At 74.3% G+C, this 15,319-nt stretch carries 17 protein-coding genes; 11 read left to right on the top strand and 6 right to left on the bottom strand.

Annotated elements, in window-relative coordinates; genetic code table 11:
* Window positions 1–659: 659 nt before the first annotated feature.
* On the top strand, window positions 660–1,523 hold the full coding sequence (locus Srubr_RS21235; RefSeq protein ID WP_308439876.1) for a VC0807 family protein: 864 nt from the start codon (window positions 660–662) through the stop codon (window positions 1,521–1,523).
* Between the two features lie 10 nt (window positions 1,524–1,533).
* Window positions 1,534–2,223, top strand: coding sequence for a helix-turn-helix domain-containing protein (locus Srubr_RS21230; RefSeq protein ID WP_189990256.1), 690 nt, complete (start codon window positions 1,534–1,536; stop codon window positions 2,221–2,223).
* On the opposite strand, the gene Srubr_RS21225 is transcribed toward Srubr_RS21230, so the two are convergent.
* The gene (locus Srubr_RS21225; RefSeq protein ID WP_189990258.1) at window positions 2,203–2,607 is read right to left on the bottom strand and encodes a VOC family protein; all 405 of its coding nucleotides are present in this window, start codon (window positions 2,605–2,607) and stop codon (window positions 2,203–2,205) included. The two genes, Srubr_RS21230 and Srubr_RS21225, sit on opposite strands and share 21 nt — an antisense overlap.
* Window positions 2,608–3,067: 460 nt before the next feature.
* Here Srubr_RS21225 and Srubr_RS21220 point away from each other — a divergent pair, with 460 nt between their 5' ends.
* On the top strand, window positions 3,068–3,760 hold the full coding sequence (locus Srubr_RS21220) for a DUF4232 domain-containing protein (RefSeq protein WP_189990260.1): 693 nt from the start codon (window positions 3,068–3,070) through the stop codon (window positions 3,758–3,760).
* Between the two features lie 88 nt (window positions 3,761–3,848).
* Here Srubr_RS21220 and Srubr_RS21215 read toward each other — a convergent pair whose 3' ends face one another.
* The gene (locus Srubr_RS21215; RefSeq protein WP_189990262.1) at window positions 3,849–4,481 is read right to left on the bottom strand and encodes a VOC family protein; all 633 of its coding nucleotides are present in this window, start codon (window positions 4,479–4,481) and stop codon (window positions 3,849–3,851) included.
* Window positions 4,482–4,543: 62 nt separating this feature from the next.
* Between Srubr_RS21215 and Srubr_RS21210 the strand changes: the two genes are divergently transcribed.
* The 4 genes from Srubr_RS21210 (at window position 4,544) to Srubr_RS21195 (ending at window position 7,305) form a co-directional block, all read left to right on the top strand.
* On the top strand, window positions 4,544–5,155 hold the full coding sequence (locus Srubr_RS21210) for a membrane lipoprotein (RefSeq protein WP_189990264.1): 612 nt from the start codon (window positions 4,544–4,546) through the stop codon (window positions 5,153–5,155).
* A 219-nt stretch (window positions 5,156–5,374) separates the two neighbouring features.
* Window positions 5,375–6,031, top strand: coding sequence for a ThuA domain-containing protein (locus tag Srubr_RS21205; protein WP_189990266.1), 657 nt, complete (start codon window positions 5,375–5,377; stop codon window positions 6,029–6,031).
* Window positions 6,032–6,187: 156 nt separating this feature from the next.
* On the top strand, window positions 6,188–7,051 hold the full coding sequence (locus Srubr_RS21200) for an isocitrate lyase/PEP mutase family protein (protein WP_189990268.1): 864 nt from the start codon (window positions 6,188–6,190) through the stop codon (window positions 7,049–7,051).
* Window positions 7,048–7,305, top strand: a complete 258-nt coding sequence (locus tag Srubr_RS21195; RefSeq protein ID WP_229926446.1) for a hypothetical protein — start codon at window positions 7,048–7,050, stop codon at window positions 7,303–7,305. The genes Srubr_RS21200 and Srubr_RS21195 overlap by 4 nt, the downstream gene beginning before the upstream one ends.
* Before the next feature lie 106 nt (window positions 7,306–7,411).
* Here Srubr_RS21195 and Srubr_RS21190 read toward each other — a convergent pair whose 3' ends face one another.
* Both Srubr_RS21190 and Srubr_RS21185 read right to left on the bottom strand, forming a co-directional pair.
* Window positions 7,412–7,675, bottom strand: coding sequence for a hypothetical protein (locus tag Srubr_RS21190; protein ID WP_189990270.1), 264 nt, complete (start codon window positions 7,673–7,675; stop codon window positions 7,412–7,414).
* Window positions 7,676–7,736: 61 nt separating this feature from the next.
* On the bottom strand, window positions 7,737–8,822 hold the full coding sequence (locus Srubr_RS21185; protein ID WP_189990272.1) for a LacI family DNA-binding transcriptional regulator: 1,086 nt from the start codon (window positions 8,820–8,822) through the stop codon (window positions 7,737–7,739).
* A 242-nt stretch (window positions 8,823–9,064) separates the two neighbouring features.
* Here Srubr_RS21185 and Srubr_RS21180 point away from each other — a divergent pair, with 242 nt between their 5' ends.
* The 3 genes from Srubr_RS21180 (at window position 9,065) to Srubr_RS21170 (ending at window position 12,578) form a co-directional block, all read left to right on the top strand.
* On the top strand, window positions 9,065–10,135 hold the full coding sequence (locus Srubr_RS21180) for a DNA polymerase III subunit beta family protein (RefSeq protein WP_203855046.1): 1,071 nt from the start codon (window positions 9,065–9,067) through the stop codon (window positions 10,133–10,135).
* Between the two features lie 262 nt (window positions 10,136–10,397).
* Window positions 10,398–10,874, top strand: coding sequence for a hypothetical protein (locus Srubr_RS21175; protein WP_189990274.1), 477 nt, complete (start codon window positions 10,398–10,400; stop codon window positions 10,872–10,874).
* A gap of 135 nt (window positions 10,875–11,009) precedes the next feature.
* Window positions 11,010–12,578, top strand: a complete 1,569-nt coding sequence (locus tag Srubr_RS21170; RefSeq protein ID WP_189990276.1) for a carboxylesterase/lipase family protein — start codon at window positions 11,010–11,012, stop codon at window positions 12,576–12,578.
* Between the two features lie 75 nt (window positions 12,579–12,653).
* On the opposite strand, the gene Srubr_RS21165 is transcribed toward Srubr_RS21170, so the two are convergent.
* On the bottom strand, window positions 12,654–12,941 hold the full coding sequence (locus Srubr_RS21165; RefSeq protein ID WP_189990278.1) for a hypothetical protein: 288 nt from the start codon (window positions 12,939–12,941) through the stop codon (window positions 12,654–12,656).
* 191 nt (window positions 12,942–13,132) lie between these two features.
* A complete protein-coding gene (gene mmuM, locus Srubr_RS21160) occupies window positions 13,133–14,059 on the bottom strand; it encodes a homocysteine S-methyltransferase (protein WP_189990280.1) in 927 nt (308 codons plus the stop codon).
* A 147-nt stretch (window positions 14,060–14,206) separates the two neighbouring features.
* Between mmuM and Srubr_RS21155 the strand changes: the two genes are divergently transcribed.
* Window positions 14,207–15,319, top strand: a complete 1,113-nt coding sequence (locus Srubr_RS21155; protein WP_189990281.1) for a glycoside hydrolase family 43 protein — start codon at window positions 14,207–14,209, stop codon at window positions 15,317–15,319.

Below are 15,319 nucleotides of genomic sequence, written 5' to 3'. Positions count from 1 at the left end.
GTGGGGGGCCCGGGGGCAGTGGGGGGCCCGGCGGGGCCGGTGGGGGCACAGGTGGCTTCGGCGGGGGCGGTGGCTTCGGCGGGGATGGTGGCTTCGGGGATGGCAACGGGGGCACCGGGAGCGGTGGCTTCGGCGGGCCCGGGGGGTACTGGGGCGGGGGCAACGATGGTGCCGGTGGCGGGGAGTACTGGAACGGGGGCCGCAACGGCAGCGGCAGCGGCAGCATCAACGGCAGCGGCACCGCGGACGGTGGTGGGGACGGCAGGAGTACGGCGCGTCCCGAGTGGTGAGTGCTGAGCGGCCCCTCCACCCCGCCCGGCCACCTCAGGGCCGTCCGGCATCGGCCACCTCAGGGCCGTCCGGCACCGGCCGCCTCACGGCCGTCCGGCACCGGCCGCCTCACCGCCGTCCGGCACCGGCCGACCGTCTCCACCCACAGGGCTAGGTCCCGGCTAGGCCTCTCGGTGGAGAAGGCGCCGGTGCCTGTCCTGTGAATCTCCACCCGTCACTCCACCCGTGCGCCGATCCGTCCGCCCCCGCCCCGCGCCTAGCGTGATTGCACAGGCCGGAGCCGTCCGGCCGCAGCAGGACAGCCGGGCGCCGCCACCGACGCGGCAGCGCCCGGTACGACTCGGGCGCCGGGCAAGGAGGCAGCGGACATGACGGTGCGGACGGGACGCGGGGAACAGCGCGGTACGACGGGGAGGCCGACCGGGACTGCGGGGGCGATCAGCACCGTCGAGCCGATCACAACGGCCGGGCCACCGAAGCGGTCCAGGCCGTCCGAGCCACTCAAGTCATCAGCTCCACCTGACTCGTCCAAGCCAGTGAGGCCCCCTGGCTCCAGTCCACCAAGACCCCCCGGCACCTTCCGCGGCCCTCTGTTCTCCCTCGCGGTGGACATCCTCCTGCCGCTCCTCGTCTACTACGCGGCCCGCGCACTCGGCGCCGATCAGGGCCCGGCCCTGCTGCTCAGCGGCGCACCGCCGGCCCTGCGCCTGCTCGCCGGCGCCGTGCGGCACCGCCGGATCGACGGTGTGGACCTGTTCCTCACGGTGCTGCTCGTCGCCGCCGCGCTGGTGGCCCTGATCGGAGGCGGCCCCCGCGTCCTGCTGTTCAAGAACGCGGCACTGCCCCTCGCGATCGGCGCCTGGGCACTCGGCACCGCTTTCACCCGCAGACCCCTGGCCTTCCAACTGGGCCAGCGGATGCACCGGGGCGAGGCGGTCCGCGCCCGGGCCGGACTCTGGCAGACCAGCGCCCGCTTCCGCCGCGGGCAGCGTGTCCTCACCCTGCTCTGGGGGGCCGAGCAGTTCCTCGACGGCGGTGTGGGCGCCCTCGCCGCCGCCACACTGCCACCCGACACGGTGCCGCTGCTGGACCGCGCCGTCTCCCTGACCCTGCTGGCCCTGGCCGCAGGGATCACCGCCGGCTACGCCCGCCGCTTCCGCAGACGCCACGCGCTCCCGCTGTTCGGCACCCCCGCACCGGCGCCGGCACCGCGGGTCTCGTGCACCCCATAGGCTGGCTGCCGTGTACACGGAGCGGGCGTCGCGACTGACCGGCGCGGTCGTGTGGACGAAGGTGCCGACCGGTACCGCCGCCCGGCCGGTGCTGCCGGACGGCTGCATGGACCTGCTGTGGAGCGAGGGCCGACTGCTGGTCGCGGGTCCCGACACCCGCCCCTACGCCCCGGAAGGCCCGGACCGTTCCTGGGCGGGCATCCGCTTCTTCCCCGGCACCGCGCCCGCGCTGCTCGGCGTACCGGCGCACGAACTGAGGGATCGGCGGGTGGCGTTGGCCGACCTCTGGCCTGCGGCGCGGGTGCGGCGGCTGTGTGACCGGGTCGCGGCGGCCCCCGACCCGGCGAGAGCGCTGGAGGACATCGCCCTGGAGCGGGCGGCGGAGGCGCCGGCCCCGGACCCGCTGCTGCGCCGGCTGGTGGAGTGCCTGGACGAGGGCCGCCCGGTGTCGGCTACGGCCGGTGAACTCGGCGTCGGCGAGCGCCGGTTGCACCGCCGCTGCCTGACCGCGTTCGGGTACGGGCCGAAGACTCTGGCCCGCATCCTGCGCCTGCGGCGGGCACTGGCCTTGGCCCAAGCCGGGACGCCGTACGCGGAGACGGCGATCCGCGCGGGCTACGCGGACCAGCCGCACCTGGCGCGGGAGGTGCGCCGGCTGGCGGGGATGCCGCTCGGGGAGCTACTCGCCGGGGGCGGGTAGCGGCGCGAACAGCTCGACCGGGTTGCCGTCGGGATCGTGCACGGTGGCGTAGCGCTGTCCCCAGAAGGCGTCCCACGGCTTCAGCTCCCCGTGGTGGCCTGCGGCCACCAGCTCCTCGTACCGGGCGTCGACCTCGGCGGGGGAGCCGCACCGGAAGGCGAGCGAGACCCGCCCCGGTCCGGCGGGTGGCCGCCACCCGGGATGGAAGGAGCGGATGGTCTCCTCGGTGTCCAGGGCGAGCACCAGCCCGCCGGGCAACTCGGCCTCGACATGCGGCTGTTCCTCGGCTCCCTCGGGGAACACCAGCCCGAGGCGGCGGTAGAAGGCGAGCGAGGCGGCCAGGTCGGAGCTGACCAGGCCGATCACGGCGATACGTACGGTCATGCGGCCACCGTAGGCAGCGGTCGGCGGGCCGGTCTTGAAGGAATCGGACACCGGCCGCGGCGGTCCGGCCGCCCACGGGCCATCCCTGGAACCCGTTGCGGTCAAGGCCCGCCAGGTCATGAGTCCGTCCCAACGGATGGCTGTGACGAACGGGCGCGAAAGGGTGCGGGAACCGCCGTCCCGGGTGGGCCGGCGGAGTGCCCGGTGCGGTGTGGCACACCGCGCCAGGACCTCGGCTTTCCTGCCGGACCACGTCAGGCAGCACCGGAGGGGTGGTGTGCGTGCGGACGGCGTGCGCCCGGCGGTGGCGTGTGCCGTACGGGGCTTCCGCCTGTAACAGGGATGTACCAGCGGGTAGTCGGGGGAAACGGTGAACCGGGCCGGGCGACTCTTGGCAGTCAGAAAAGCCCGCCCGCGACCGACGGGGGCCGGCACTCCGACCGACACGAAGGATGACACCATGCGCGTCAACACGATCACCATCGCAGCCCTGGCCGTCGTCGCGGGCCTCTCGCTCACCGCCTGCTCGAGTGACGGCGACACCACGAGCCAGAGCGCTTCGCCCGCTGCGTCCGCTTCGGCTTCTTCGACCGGGGGCTCGGGAACGGGTGCCGCGAAGGAGGGTTCGGGATCGGGCGGCTCCGCGCAGGGCGGCGCGACGGTCGCCGCCGGGAAGAAGACGGGCGGGGGACAGGGCACGGTCGCGGGGACCGGCTCCGGCAAGGACGGCAAGATCGGCAAGTGCCGCACCGACGAGTTGGAGGTCAAGGCGATGGACAACACCATCGACGGCGACCCGGGAGGCACCGTCGCGGTGGAGTTCACGAACGGCGGCGGTCGGGACTGCGTGATGTCGGGTTACGCGGGTGTCGACCTGAAGACCAGTGCCGGCTCGCTGTCCGCGAAGCGCACCGGTGAGTCGGCAAGCCGGGTCGTCCTGAAGGACGGGGAGTCGGTGGCCTTCGGCATCACCTACCCGCTCAACGACTCGGGCGGCTCCGGCGTCCGTATCACGGGGCTGGTGGTGACCCCGCCGGACGAGACGAAGTCGGTCTCCCTCCGCTGGCCCGGCGCCGCCACGCTGCCCGTCACGGACGGCTCCGGCACCCCGGTGAAGGTCGGCCCGATCGGCAGCGCCGGCCAGGGCGGCTGACCGGTGTCGTCCCGTGCGAAACGGCCCCGGGTTTCGATGACTGCGCGGGCGGGCCCGGTTCGCGGGCGGGGGAGCGGTGTTCCGGAGGTCAGCCGAAGACGACCGGCCCGTTCGGGGTGTCCACGGTGAAGGAGAGCGCGGTGGGTCCCTCGGTGAGGTCCAGCGAAGTGCCCAGTGCGGCCAGCCGGGCGCGGACCGCCTCCGGGTCGGGCACCGAGGCCGACACCGCCAGCAGCGGGATGACCGGCAGTCCCGAGGCGGCCGGGTGCAGGGAACCACCCCAGTCGATCAGAAACGGCACCGGATCCGGGACCGCCCCGGCATCGGAGTCGGTCAGCCGCCAGCGCAGTACGGTGCCGTCCGGAGTGCGGCGGCTCATCTGCCGTGGCGGGCCCGGGTCGACACCCCGCGTCCGGGCGCCGGTGATCGCCGCGTCCAGGTCCGGTGGGCTGATCGCCCAGGCCGGCACGGTGGGCTTAGCCAGCCGGTCGACACCGAACGGCCGTGGCCCGGCGGGCTCCGGCTGCTCCGGGTCGGGGCCGATGAGCTCCAGATAGCTCCGGCCGCCGAGCCCGACCAGGTGGTTCCGGGTGCCCAGACCGGGATGGGCCCCGCCGGGCGCCGGTGTGACTCCGGTCCGGCGCGCGAAGTCGGCGACCGTCGCGTCCAAGTCCGGGGTGGCGAGCACGAGATGATCCAGTAACGGGGGGATGGCGTTCATCCCGCGAGAGGTTACGGGACGGGCGGTGCCCCGCGGTATGCCTGTGCGGCACCATGGGCGGCATGATCCGTGCCGCACGCGCCCTGCCGCTGCTCCTCGTCCTTCCCGCACTGCTCACCGCGTGCGGCACCGAGAAGGCGCGTTCCGGCCCCGAGCCGGCGGCCTCCGGTTCCGGGTCGGTGACCTCCGGTACCGCGCCGACGGCTGCCGGGAGTTCCCAGGACCCGGCGTCCGCCGCACCAGGGCAGGCCGAAATGGACGAGCGTCTCCGGGAGTTGGGCATCGCGCCGGAACTCGTCTACGTCACCGAGGTACCCGGCTTCACGCTCGCGCAGCAGTCCATCGGGGTGAACGGCGACGACGGCTTCTCCGTCGCGTACTGGGCGAAGGACGGCGCCGTCCTGCACCTGTACGCGGAGCGGGGCAGCGCAGCCGACTGCCCCCAGGACTACGTCTGCCGGGCACCCGTGAAGGGCCAAGTGGTGCGCCTGTACGGGGAGGAGGTCGCGCCGGACGTGCTCCGCCGGGCCGCCGACGCCCTCCACCGCCCCACCCCCGGGGAGCTCGTCCCGCTCCTGCCGTCGCCCCGCACGGCGACGGCCCCCATCCAGCGCGGAGACCTCCCGCCCAACGGCGACGGAGCCCCCGACAACAGCGTCCCCGGGAGCAGTTGACCGGCCGACCCGAGCCGCCCCCGGCCCCCGCCGCTGCCAGGCGACTCCCGCTCCCGCTCACCACCACCCGCCCGCGCCTTTCCCTCACCCCACTGGCTCCACCGGCCGTAACCGGCCCCCGCCTGCCCCCGACCGGCCGCCATCAACGCCCCGCCCGCCTCCGCCTGGCGTGCCCGGGGCCGGCCGTTCCCGCATCCCGCTGCCCCCGGAGAACCCGCCATGCCCCCTCGTCTCCTCCTCTACACCCGTACCGCCGACTACCGTCACGACTCGATCCCGGACGCTGTCTCCGCCGTGCGGGCGTTCGGGGGGTTCGCCGTGGAGCACACCGAGGACCCCGTGGACCTCGAATGCCCGCTGGACGGTTTCGCGGCCGTGGTCTTCCTGTCCACCAGCGGGGAGGTGCTGACCCCGGCCGGGCGCGCGGGCCTGGAGCGGTACACGAGGTCGGGCGGCGGTTTCGCCGGGGTGCACGCGGCGGCCTGCACCGAGTACGGGTGGCCGTACTACGGCGAACTCCTCGGTGCCCGCTTCACCCGGCACCCCGCCTACCAGCCGGGGCGGGCGCTGGTCGCCGACCCCGGTCACCCCGCGACCCGGCATCTTCCGCCGGCGTGGGAGTTCACCGACGAGTGGTACGACTTCGACCGCGTCCCGGACGGTTCGGCGCGGTTGCTGCTGCGCGCGGACGAGACGTCGTACGACGGCGGCGGGATGGGCGCGGACCATCCGCTGGCCTGGTGCCGCGAGCGGGGCCCGGCGGGCGGGAGGGTCTTTTACACAGCCCTTGGCCATGCCTCGGCCGCGTACCGCGATCTGGACTTCCTGGCTCACCTGAACGGCGGGCTCAAGTGGGCCGCCCGGGTGAATCAGTAACGTTTCTGCGGTGAACCGGTTCCTCCATCGGAGTGACTAAAGCTCGCGTAGAGGGATGGTCATGTGTGTATCTAGAGATGCTCTCGTCTTGGCAAAGGGCGTCGAGACGCGTGACCCATCCTGCCCGCGTCACCCACCCACAGAAGGAGCCGGACCTTGTCTTACGGTAAGAAGCTGCGCGAGTCCATCGCCGGGCCCGGGACCACACCGCTGATCGGCGTGTACGACATGTACTCGGCGTCGATCGCGGCCAAGCACTACGACGGGATGTTCGTCTCGGGATTCGGCTTCGCGGCCTCGTACTACGGGCTGCCGGACATCGGATTCATCGCCTGGCCCGACATGGTGGCCTTCGTCCAGCGACTGCGGGGCGCCTTCCCGCACCACCATCTGCTGGTGGACATCGACGACGGGTACGTCGACCCCGAGGTCGCCTGCCACGTCGTCGAGGGGCTGGAACGCATCGGCGCCTCCGGGGTGATCCTGGAGGACCAGAAGCGGCCCCGTCGCTGCGGCCACGCCGACGGAAAGCAGGTACTGCCCCTGGAGGAGTACCTGGAGAAGCTGAACAAGGTCCTGGAGACCCGCAAGGACCTGGTCGTGGTCGCCCGTACGGACGCCACGGACGAGCACGACATCCTGCACCGTGCCGAGCGGCTGGCCGCGACCGACGCCGACGTGGTGCTGGTCGACGGGGTGCGCAGCGTCGAGTGGATCAAGCGGATCCGGAAGGTCGTCGGGGACAAGCCGCTGCTGTTCAACCAGATCGCCGGCGGCAAGTCGCCCCGCCTGTCCCTCGGTGAGCTCTCCGACCTCGGCGTGGACGTCGCCATCTACAGCACCCCGTGCCTGTTCGCCGCGCACGAGGCGATGGATTCCGCGCTCGCCGGTCTGAAGGCGGCCGACGGACGGCTGCCCGAGGTCGATCCCGCGAGCGGCGTCGGGGTGAAGGCGTCCACCAGCCTGCTGGAGCGCAACATCGCCCGCGACCGGCTCGTCCCCGAGGGCGTGGGCGTGTGACCCGTGCGGTATCCGGGCTAGGGGTGGCCGCGGCGGTCGCCGCCGCACTCCTCGGGGCGGGTGCCGCCCCGGCCGCGGCCTCCGACAGCCTGATCACCGTGATCGACAACTCCGAAGCCGACTCCTGGCTCGAAGTCGATCGCACGGCCAACCTCCAGAGCGGCAGCGGCACCGCCGGCAGCGACCACGACGGCAGTGCCGTGGACGTGGTGGAGGCCCTCCTCGCCGGGCCGGACCAGGACGAGGAAGACTGAGGGGCACGGCGGGACCCGGGGGGCCGGGGGAACAACGGAATACGTGTGACGGCCGGTCATCCCCGGGGGGTGACCGGCCGTCACACGTGACGAACTCCGCCGGGGCTCAGTCCTCTCCGAGGTCGGGGCGGCCGTTCTCGTCGAGTTCGACGTCTTCCTCGGGGTCGTGCTCGTCGGCGGGCGAGGCCGCGGACGAAGCAGCCGGTGAGTTCGCCGGGGATGCCTCGGGTGAGGCCGCGGGCGACGTCACGGTGGTGTGCTGCTGTGCGGGGGCGAGGGTGTGCCGGGCGGCATGGGCCGTGCCGTAGGCGGCGGCCAGGGCGACCGCGGCCACGGCGAGGGGCGCGGCGACGCGCGTGCTGTGGTTCATGCCCGGCCAACGATCCCCGCGGGGCGGGGTCACCGTACGACAGCCGAACCGGGCCCGGACATCACGCGGTTGGTCGCTGTGCGGTGACGGGACCGTACGCAGTGGGGCGGGCCGTCGGCGGCGGGGCCGTGCTGGCCCGCCGCACCAGCCGGGTCGACAGCTCGGTCCGGGTGCCCTCCGGGCGCTCCCCGTGCGTCATGCGCACCAGCAGCCGCAGCGCCGTCGCCGCCATCTCCGCGAGCGGCTGGCGGACGGTGGTCAGCGCCGGAGCGGTCCAGCGGGCCTCGGGCAGGTCGTCGAAGCCCACCACGCTCATCTCCTCCGGCACCCGCACCTCCCGCTCCGCCAGCGCCGCGTACACCCCGAGCGCCATCCGGTCCGAGCACACGAAGACCGCGGTCGGCGGCTCGGGCAGGTCCAGCAGTTCATGGGTGCGCAGCCGGGCACCGGCCTCGTCGGAGTCCGCGTGCCGTACGTACTCGGGGCGGTACCGCACGCCCGCCGAGGCGAGCGCCGAGCGGTAACCGGCCAGCCGCGCCTCGCCCGCCAGGGTGCGCCGGTGCCCGGCGATCACCCCGATCCGCTCGTGGCCCAGCTCCAGCAGATGGCCGGTCGCGCACACCCCGCCCTGCCAGTTGGCCGCCCCGACCGACACCACCCCGGCCGGCGGCTCGTGGACCGGGTCGATGAGCACGTAGGGGATGCGGTGGTGGTCCAGCCAGGCGTACTGCGCGGCGGACGGCTCCGCCGTGTGGAACAGCACCCCCGAGGAGCCGCGCGCGGTCAGCTTGTCCAGCCATCCCTGCTCGGACCGGGCGTCCCGGCCCCGGGCGGGCGCGGCCGACACCACGACCTCCAGACCCGCCTCGTACGCCGCCGCCTCCACCCCGCTCAGCACCGCGCCCGACCGGGAACTGTCCAGAGGGTGCAGCACCAGGTCCACCAGACCGGGCGCTCCGGCGAAGCGCGGCCGGCGCACATAGCCGAGCCGGTCGAGCGCCTCGGTCACCCGGCGGCGGGTCTCCGGCGCGACGTCCTCCCGGCCGTTGACCACCTTGGACGCGGTGGGCACCGACACGCCCGCCTCCCGGGCCACCACCGCCAGCGTCGGGCCGGCCGCCACGTTCGCACCACGCGCACGGACCATGAAGCGAACCGCCTCCCCCAGGCCCGCCCGTGGGCCATCGAAACCTGCGACCAACGCGCCTGCACGGCCAGTGCACCGACAGCACCGACAGAAAGCGCTTCCTACGATAGGTGCGCCTCAACACGGCGGGAAGACAGAGGAATTCACGGGACTGGCACCGACGACGACTTCGGAACCTCTGGATGGGTGCCACCGGCCGTCGGAGTTGACCTTCGAGTGGGTTGAAGCCCCACGATGACGCCGTGCCCAACTCTGAGCTGATGCCGATCGGGGTCTTCGCCCGGCGCAGTGGACTGACCTCCAGCGCGCTGCGGTTCTACGCCGACTCCGGGCTGCTGCCCCCCGCCGAGGTGGACCCGGTCACGGGCTACCGCTACTACCGCGCCGACCAGGTGGCCCGGGCCGCCGGACTCCGTCGGCTGAGGGAGATCGGCATGCCCCTGGCCGCCGTCGAGGCGGTCCTCGACGCCGGACCCGCGGACGCGGCCCGGCTGATCGACGCGCACGTGGCGAAGGCCCTCGCGGACGCGGAAGCGGTGCGGCGCAAGGCCGCCGTGATCAAGTCATCGCTCACCGGCGCGCCGGGCCTGCCCCTCGCCGCGCTGAAGGGGCCCGTGCTGGCCGACGCCATCGAGCAGGTCCTGACCGCGACCGCGCACGACCCCGCCATGCCGGTGCTCGGCGGGCTGCGCGTGGAGGTGTCCGCGGAAGCGGTCACGCTGACCGCGACCGACCGCTACCGGCTCTCGACCCGCACCCTGGTCCCCGCCGAACCCGCGGCCACCCACTGGGCCGCCACGGTCGACGGCGACGACCTGCGCACCGCGCTCACCCACATCCGCCGCAGCCCGCTCATGCGCGTCGAAGCGACAGCGCACACGATCCGGCTGCGCGGCGCGGACCGCGCGGACCGGCACTGCCGGCTGCTCGCGGCGGGGTTCCCCGACCACCGGCTGATGCTTGCCTCGCTCCCCGGGGCCGGCACCCGGGTGACGGTCGCGAAGGAGCCGCTGCTGCGCGCGCTGGAGGACCACTCCGGGGAGCGCAGCACGCTGCGGGTGTCCCGGCACGGCCTGCACGTCCAGGCGGCCGGCGCCCCCGGCCCCGGCGCCGCGCTCCCGGCCACCGTCACCGGGCCGGAGCTCAGGATCTCCTTCGAGCTGACCACGCTCTACCCGGCCGTCAGCACGGCAGTCGGCCCCGACGTGCTGCTCGACCTGCGCGGCCCCGGCCTGCCCGCCACCATCCGCTCCGCCGACCACGGCGACCTCACCACCCTGGCCATGCCCGTCCGGCACGACCACCGCCCCTGACCGACAAGGACGCCCCGCGATGACCACCGTCCCCGCCACCTCGGAAGCCGTCATCTCTGCCTCCGCCGCCCCGGAAGCCGTTGCCTCTGCCTCCGCCGCCCCGGAAGCCGTTGCCTCTGCCTCCGCCGCCCCGGAAGCCGTTGCCTCTGCCTCCGCCGCCCCGGAAGCCGTTGCCTCTGCCTCCGCCACTCCGGAAGCCGTTGCCTCTGCCTCTGCCACCCCGGAACCCGTCGCCCCCGCCTCCGCCACCCCCGACCCGGTCATGGAGACCATCGGCCGGGCCGTCGCGCAGGGCCGGGCCGGCGACCCCGCCGCCGCCCGCCGGACGCTCCTGGACCTCTGGTCCGCGACCGGCGTGACCGGCGACCCGCTGCACCGCTGCACTCTCGCGCACCACCTGGCGGACCTCTACGACGACCCCGCCCAGGCCCTGGCCTGGGACATCCGCGCCCTCGACGCCGCCGACGCGCTGACCGGACAGCGCCTGCGCGCCCACCACGAGGGCCTGAGCCTCGCCGGCTTCCTCCCGTCCCTGCACCTCAACCTCGCCGACCTCTACCGCCGGCTCGGCTCCTTCGACGCCGCCACCGCACACATCACCGCGGCCCGGCGGCACGCCTCCAGCCTCCCGGAGGACGGCTACGGCACCCTCGTCCGCACCGCCATCGGCGAGGTGGCCGAGGCCATCACCCGCCGGGACACCGCCAAGCGCGCCTCCGCGCCGGGAGCCGGCGCGTAAGGCGCGCGGGAGGTCCCCCGGACGGCCGTGCGGTGGGTCCCGTGCACGGGAATACGTCCCTGCGGTGTGGTGCTCTGATGTGAACGGTGTCCGCACCGGCGAGCGGTGCGGCCGCGCGGCGAAGGGCTGGCGGCGATGGCGGCAGACCAGGCGGGACCCGTGGTCACGACCCCCTACGGGGCCGTACGCGGCCGGTACGAGCGGGGCATCGCGGTCTTCCGGGGGATTCCCTACGCCGCCCCGCCCTTCGGCCCGCTGCGGTTCCGCCCGCCCCGGCCGCCCGAGCCCTGGGACGGGGTCCGGGACGCCGGTGCCTTCGGGCCGACCGCGCCGAAGCCGCCGTACTCCGAGGCGTTCGCCCGGTACCTGTCCGACCCGGACATCCCCGGCGACGACTGCCTCAATCTCAACGTATGGACCCCCGAGCCGGGACCCGGCGCCCGGCTCCCGGTGCTGGTCTGGCTGCACGGCGGCGCGCTGACCAGGGGTTCTTCGGCCGTGCCGGTGTACGACGGCGGCACCTTCGCGCGGGACGGGGTCGTCTGCGTCTCCGTCAACTACCGGCTCGGCGTGGAGGGTTACGGCCTGTTCCCCGACGCGCCCCCGAACCCCGGTCTGCGCGACCAGCTCGCCGCGCTGCTCTGGGTGCACGAGACGATCGCGGCCTTCGGCGGCGACCCGGACCGGATCACCCTGTGCGGGCAGTCGGCCGGCGCCATCAGCGCGGGCGCCCTGCTGGCCGCGCCCCGGACGCAGGGCCTGATCCGGCGGGCGGTGCTGCAGAGCGGACCACCCGAGGTCTCGGACCGCGACAAGGTACGGCGCGTGGTGCGCCGGATGGCCGCCCGGCTGAAGATACCGGCCACCGCCGAGGCGTTCGCCGCCGTCGACCGCGGTCTGTTGCTGCGCACCCAGGCCGAGGTCGGCCGGCTCGGCAGCCCGGTGCTGGGCGGTCCCGCGTTCGGCATCGTGGTGGACGGCGACCTCGTGCCCGGGGACCCGCTGAAGGCGCTGGCCGAGGGCACCGCCGCCCGGGACGCCGAACTGCTCATGGGCTGGACCCGGGACGAGTACCGGCTGTGGCTGGTGCCCGGCGGGCTGCTGGAGCGCGTCGACCGGCTCGGCGCGGTCGCCCTGGCCGGGGCCATGGCCCGCTGCCACGCCGGCCACGACATCCCGCGCGGCTACCGGGTCCTGCACCCCGGCGCCGGAACCGCCGAGATCGTCGGCCAGATGGTCACCGACCACCTGCTGCGGGTGCCGTTGCACCGGCTCGCCGACGCCCGGCCCGGCGCCAGTTACCTCTACGAGTTCGCGTGGCCCTCCCGGCTGCCCGGCCTCGGCGCCTGCCACGCCCTGGAACTCGGGTTCGTCTTCGACACCGGGGACGTGCCCGAGTCCGAGAAGCTGGCCGGTGCGGGCGCGCCCCAGGAGCTGTGCGACGCGATGCACACCGCGTGGGTGCGGTTCGCTGCGACCGGGGACCCCGGCTGGGCGGCCTGGGACGCCACCCACCCGGTGCGGATCTTCGACGGCGGCGAACCGCGCGTCGCCTGCGGCCCACGGGACGCGGAGGTCGCCCTGTGGGATACCGCGTCCGCCGTCCCGGAGCCCCCGCGGCACTCCGTCCCGCGCGCGCCGGGCGCCGAACTCGCCTCCGCCGTGCGCCGGCTGCGCCGCTCGGTGGACGCACTGCGCCGCTGACGGGTGCGCCGCGGGGACGGAACGAGCCGGCCGCCCGGTGGGAGGGTCCGGGCGGCCGGAGCTTTCAGGGGCGGATCACCGCATGTAGACGCTGTCGCCCGGGTCGAGGACCCATTCCTTGTTCTGCCAGATGACCGCGATGACCTTTCCGGTGCAGTCGGCCCCGCCGTACACCAGGGCGGGCGTGTCCGTGTTGTTGACGGCGTCGGTCACCCGCTGAGCGTTGAAACAGCCGGTGGGGTCGGGGTGGACGACCCCGTTCAGCACGAGGTCTCCGTGGGCGGCGAGGGCCTGGCCCGGAGCCGCGAGCGCGAACAGTCCGGCGATGGCGAGCGTGGCGCCTGTCGTGCCGATGCGACGCATGACGAACCTCCTGTGCTGGGGAGGAACCAGCCAGACTCATGGTACGGATGTGACAACGCGTCGCCATCGGAGTACGGGGGCGTTGTTCGAGCCAAGGGCGCCGCCGTGGCGCTCGCGTTCTCCGCGCGCGCCGATCGGCGCACCACCGAGCGGCGCCGGTGCCTCCGCGTCCCCCCGGCGGGGGACTGCGCTCAGGCCGCGTCCAGTGTCCGCGCGATCTCGCCGATGCTCTCCGGCCCCACCCGGCAGCACCCGCCGATCAGCCGAGCCCCCGCCTCGCGCCACGCCGTGACCTGGGCCGCGCCGAACGTCGCCCCGCCACGCCAGGCACGTGCCCCGGCGTCCCAGCCCTCGCCGCTGTTGGGGTAGGCCACGACCGGTTTGCCGGTGACGCGCGCCGCGATCTCCACGGCGGGCCCCACGTCCCCGGGCGCGCAGCAGTTCACACCCACCGCGATCACCTCCTCCGCGTCGGCGGCGAGCGCGAACGCCTCCTCCAGGGGCTGGCCGGCCCGCGTCCGCCGCCCGTCGACCGTGTACGACAGCCAGGCCGGCACCCCCAGCCCGCGCACCGCCCGCAGCAGCGCGGCGGCCTCGTCGGCGTCCGGCACGGTCTCCAGGGCCAGCACGTCCGGCGCGGCGGCGGCCAGCGTCTCGATCCGGGGCCGGTGGAACCGCTCCAGCTCGGCCACGCCCAGCCCGTACCGGCCCCGGTACTCGGAGCCGTCCGCGAGCATCGCCCCGTACGGTCCGACCGAGGCCGCCACCCACAGCGGTCGCCGCACGCCCGCGTCCGCCGCCTGCCGGGCCGCCGTGCGGGCCAGGTCCACGCTGCGGGCGAGCAGCCGCGCGGCCTCCGCCCGGCCGATGCCCCGCTTGCCGAAGCCCTCGAAGGTTGCCTGGTAGCTGGCCGTGATCGCCACGCTCGCGCCCGCCCGGAAGTAGGCGAGGTGGGCCTCGGCGACCGCCTCGGGCCGCTCGGCGAGCAGCCGCGCCGACCACAGCTCGTCGCTCAGGTCGTGCCCGGCCGACTCCAGCTGGTTGGACATGCCGCCGTCGAGCACGACCGTCCCGGCGGCGAGGGCGTCGGCGAGGCTGGGGGAGGTGTCGCTGGTCATGGTCACGACGCTAGTCGAAGCAGGACGGCGCGGGACCGGGGGTCCTGGTGTCCGCCCCATTGACCCTCCCGTTGCCCGCCCGTACCTTTTCGGCGTTCGGAATCACAGATGCAGTGCGAAATGTCGAACGATCGAGAGGCGGTCCGCATGAGCCGCGACCACGACCTGCCCGACACCCCCGGCCGTAGAACGGTGCTCAAGGGCGCCGCGCTCGCCGCCGGCGCCCTGGCCGTCACGCCCGGCCCCGCCCAGGCGGCCCCCGCGCGGGCGACCGGCCCGAAGCCGCACCCGAAGAAGCACCCGGCGGCGACTCCGTACGCGAACCCGCTCGTCCTCCAGCGCGCCGACCCGCACATCACCCGCCACACCGACGGCCGCTACTACTTCACGGCGACCGTCCCCGAGTACGACCGCATCGTCCTGCGCCGCGCCCGCACCCTGAACGGGCTGTCCACGGCCGCCGAGTCGGTGATCTGGCGGGCGCACGCGACCGGTCCGATGGGCGCCCACATATGGGCGCCCGAGCTGCACCGGATCGGCGGCAAGTGGTACATCTACTTCGCCTCGGCCCCCGCCGAGGACGTGTGGGCCATCCGCATGTGGGTGCTGGAGAACGCGCACCCCGACCCGTTCCAGGGCACGTGGGTGGAGCGGGGCCAGATCAGAACCGCCTGGGAGACCTTCTCCCTGGACGCCACCACCTTCCAGCACCGCGGCACCCGCTATCTGGTCTGGGCCCAGCACGAGCCCGGCATGGACAACAACACGGCCCTGTGGATCTCGGAGATGGCCGGCCCGTGGACCCTCACCGGCCCCCAAGTTCGCCTGTCCACACCGGAGTACGACTGGGAGTGCGTCGGCTACAAGGTCAACGAGGGTCCGTACGTCCTCAAGCGCAACGGCCGGATCTTCCTCACCTACTCGGCCAGCGCCACCGACTGGCACTACTGCGTGGGCCTGCTGACCGCCGACGCCCACGCCGACCTGCTGGACGCCCGCAGCTGGAACAAGTCGCCCGTCCCGGTGTTCACCAGCGACGACAGCACGGGGCAGTACGGCCCCGGGCACAACTGCTTCACCGTCGCCGAGGACGGCCGTACCGACGTCCTCGTCTACCACGCCCGCCAGTACAAGGAGATCACCGGCGACCCGCTGCACGACCCCAACCGGCACACCCGGATCCAGAAGCTCGGCTGGAAGCCGGACGGCACCCCCGACTTCGGCGTCCCCGTGGCCGACACCGCGAAGGAAGGGGCGTGA

Source organism: Streptomyces rubradiris, assembly GCF_016860525.1.
In the GTDB taxonomy this organism is placed as follows: domain Bacteria; phylum Actinomycetota; class Actinomycetes; order Streptomycetales; family Streptomycetaceae; genus Streptomyces; species Streptomyces rubradiris.
The sequence above is the reverse complement of the archived record's forward strand: the minus strand, read 5'-3'. Positions and strand labels throughout refer to the sequence as shown.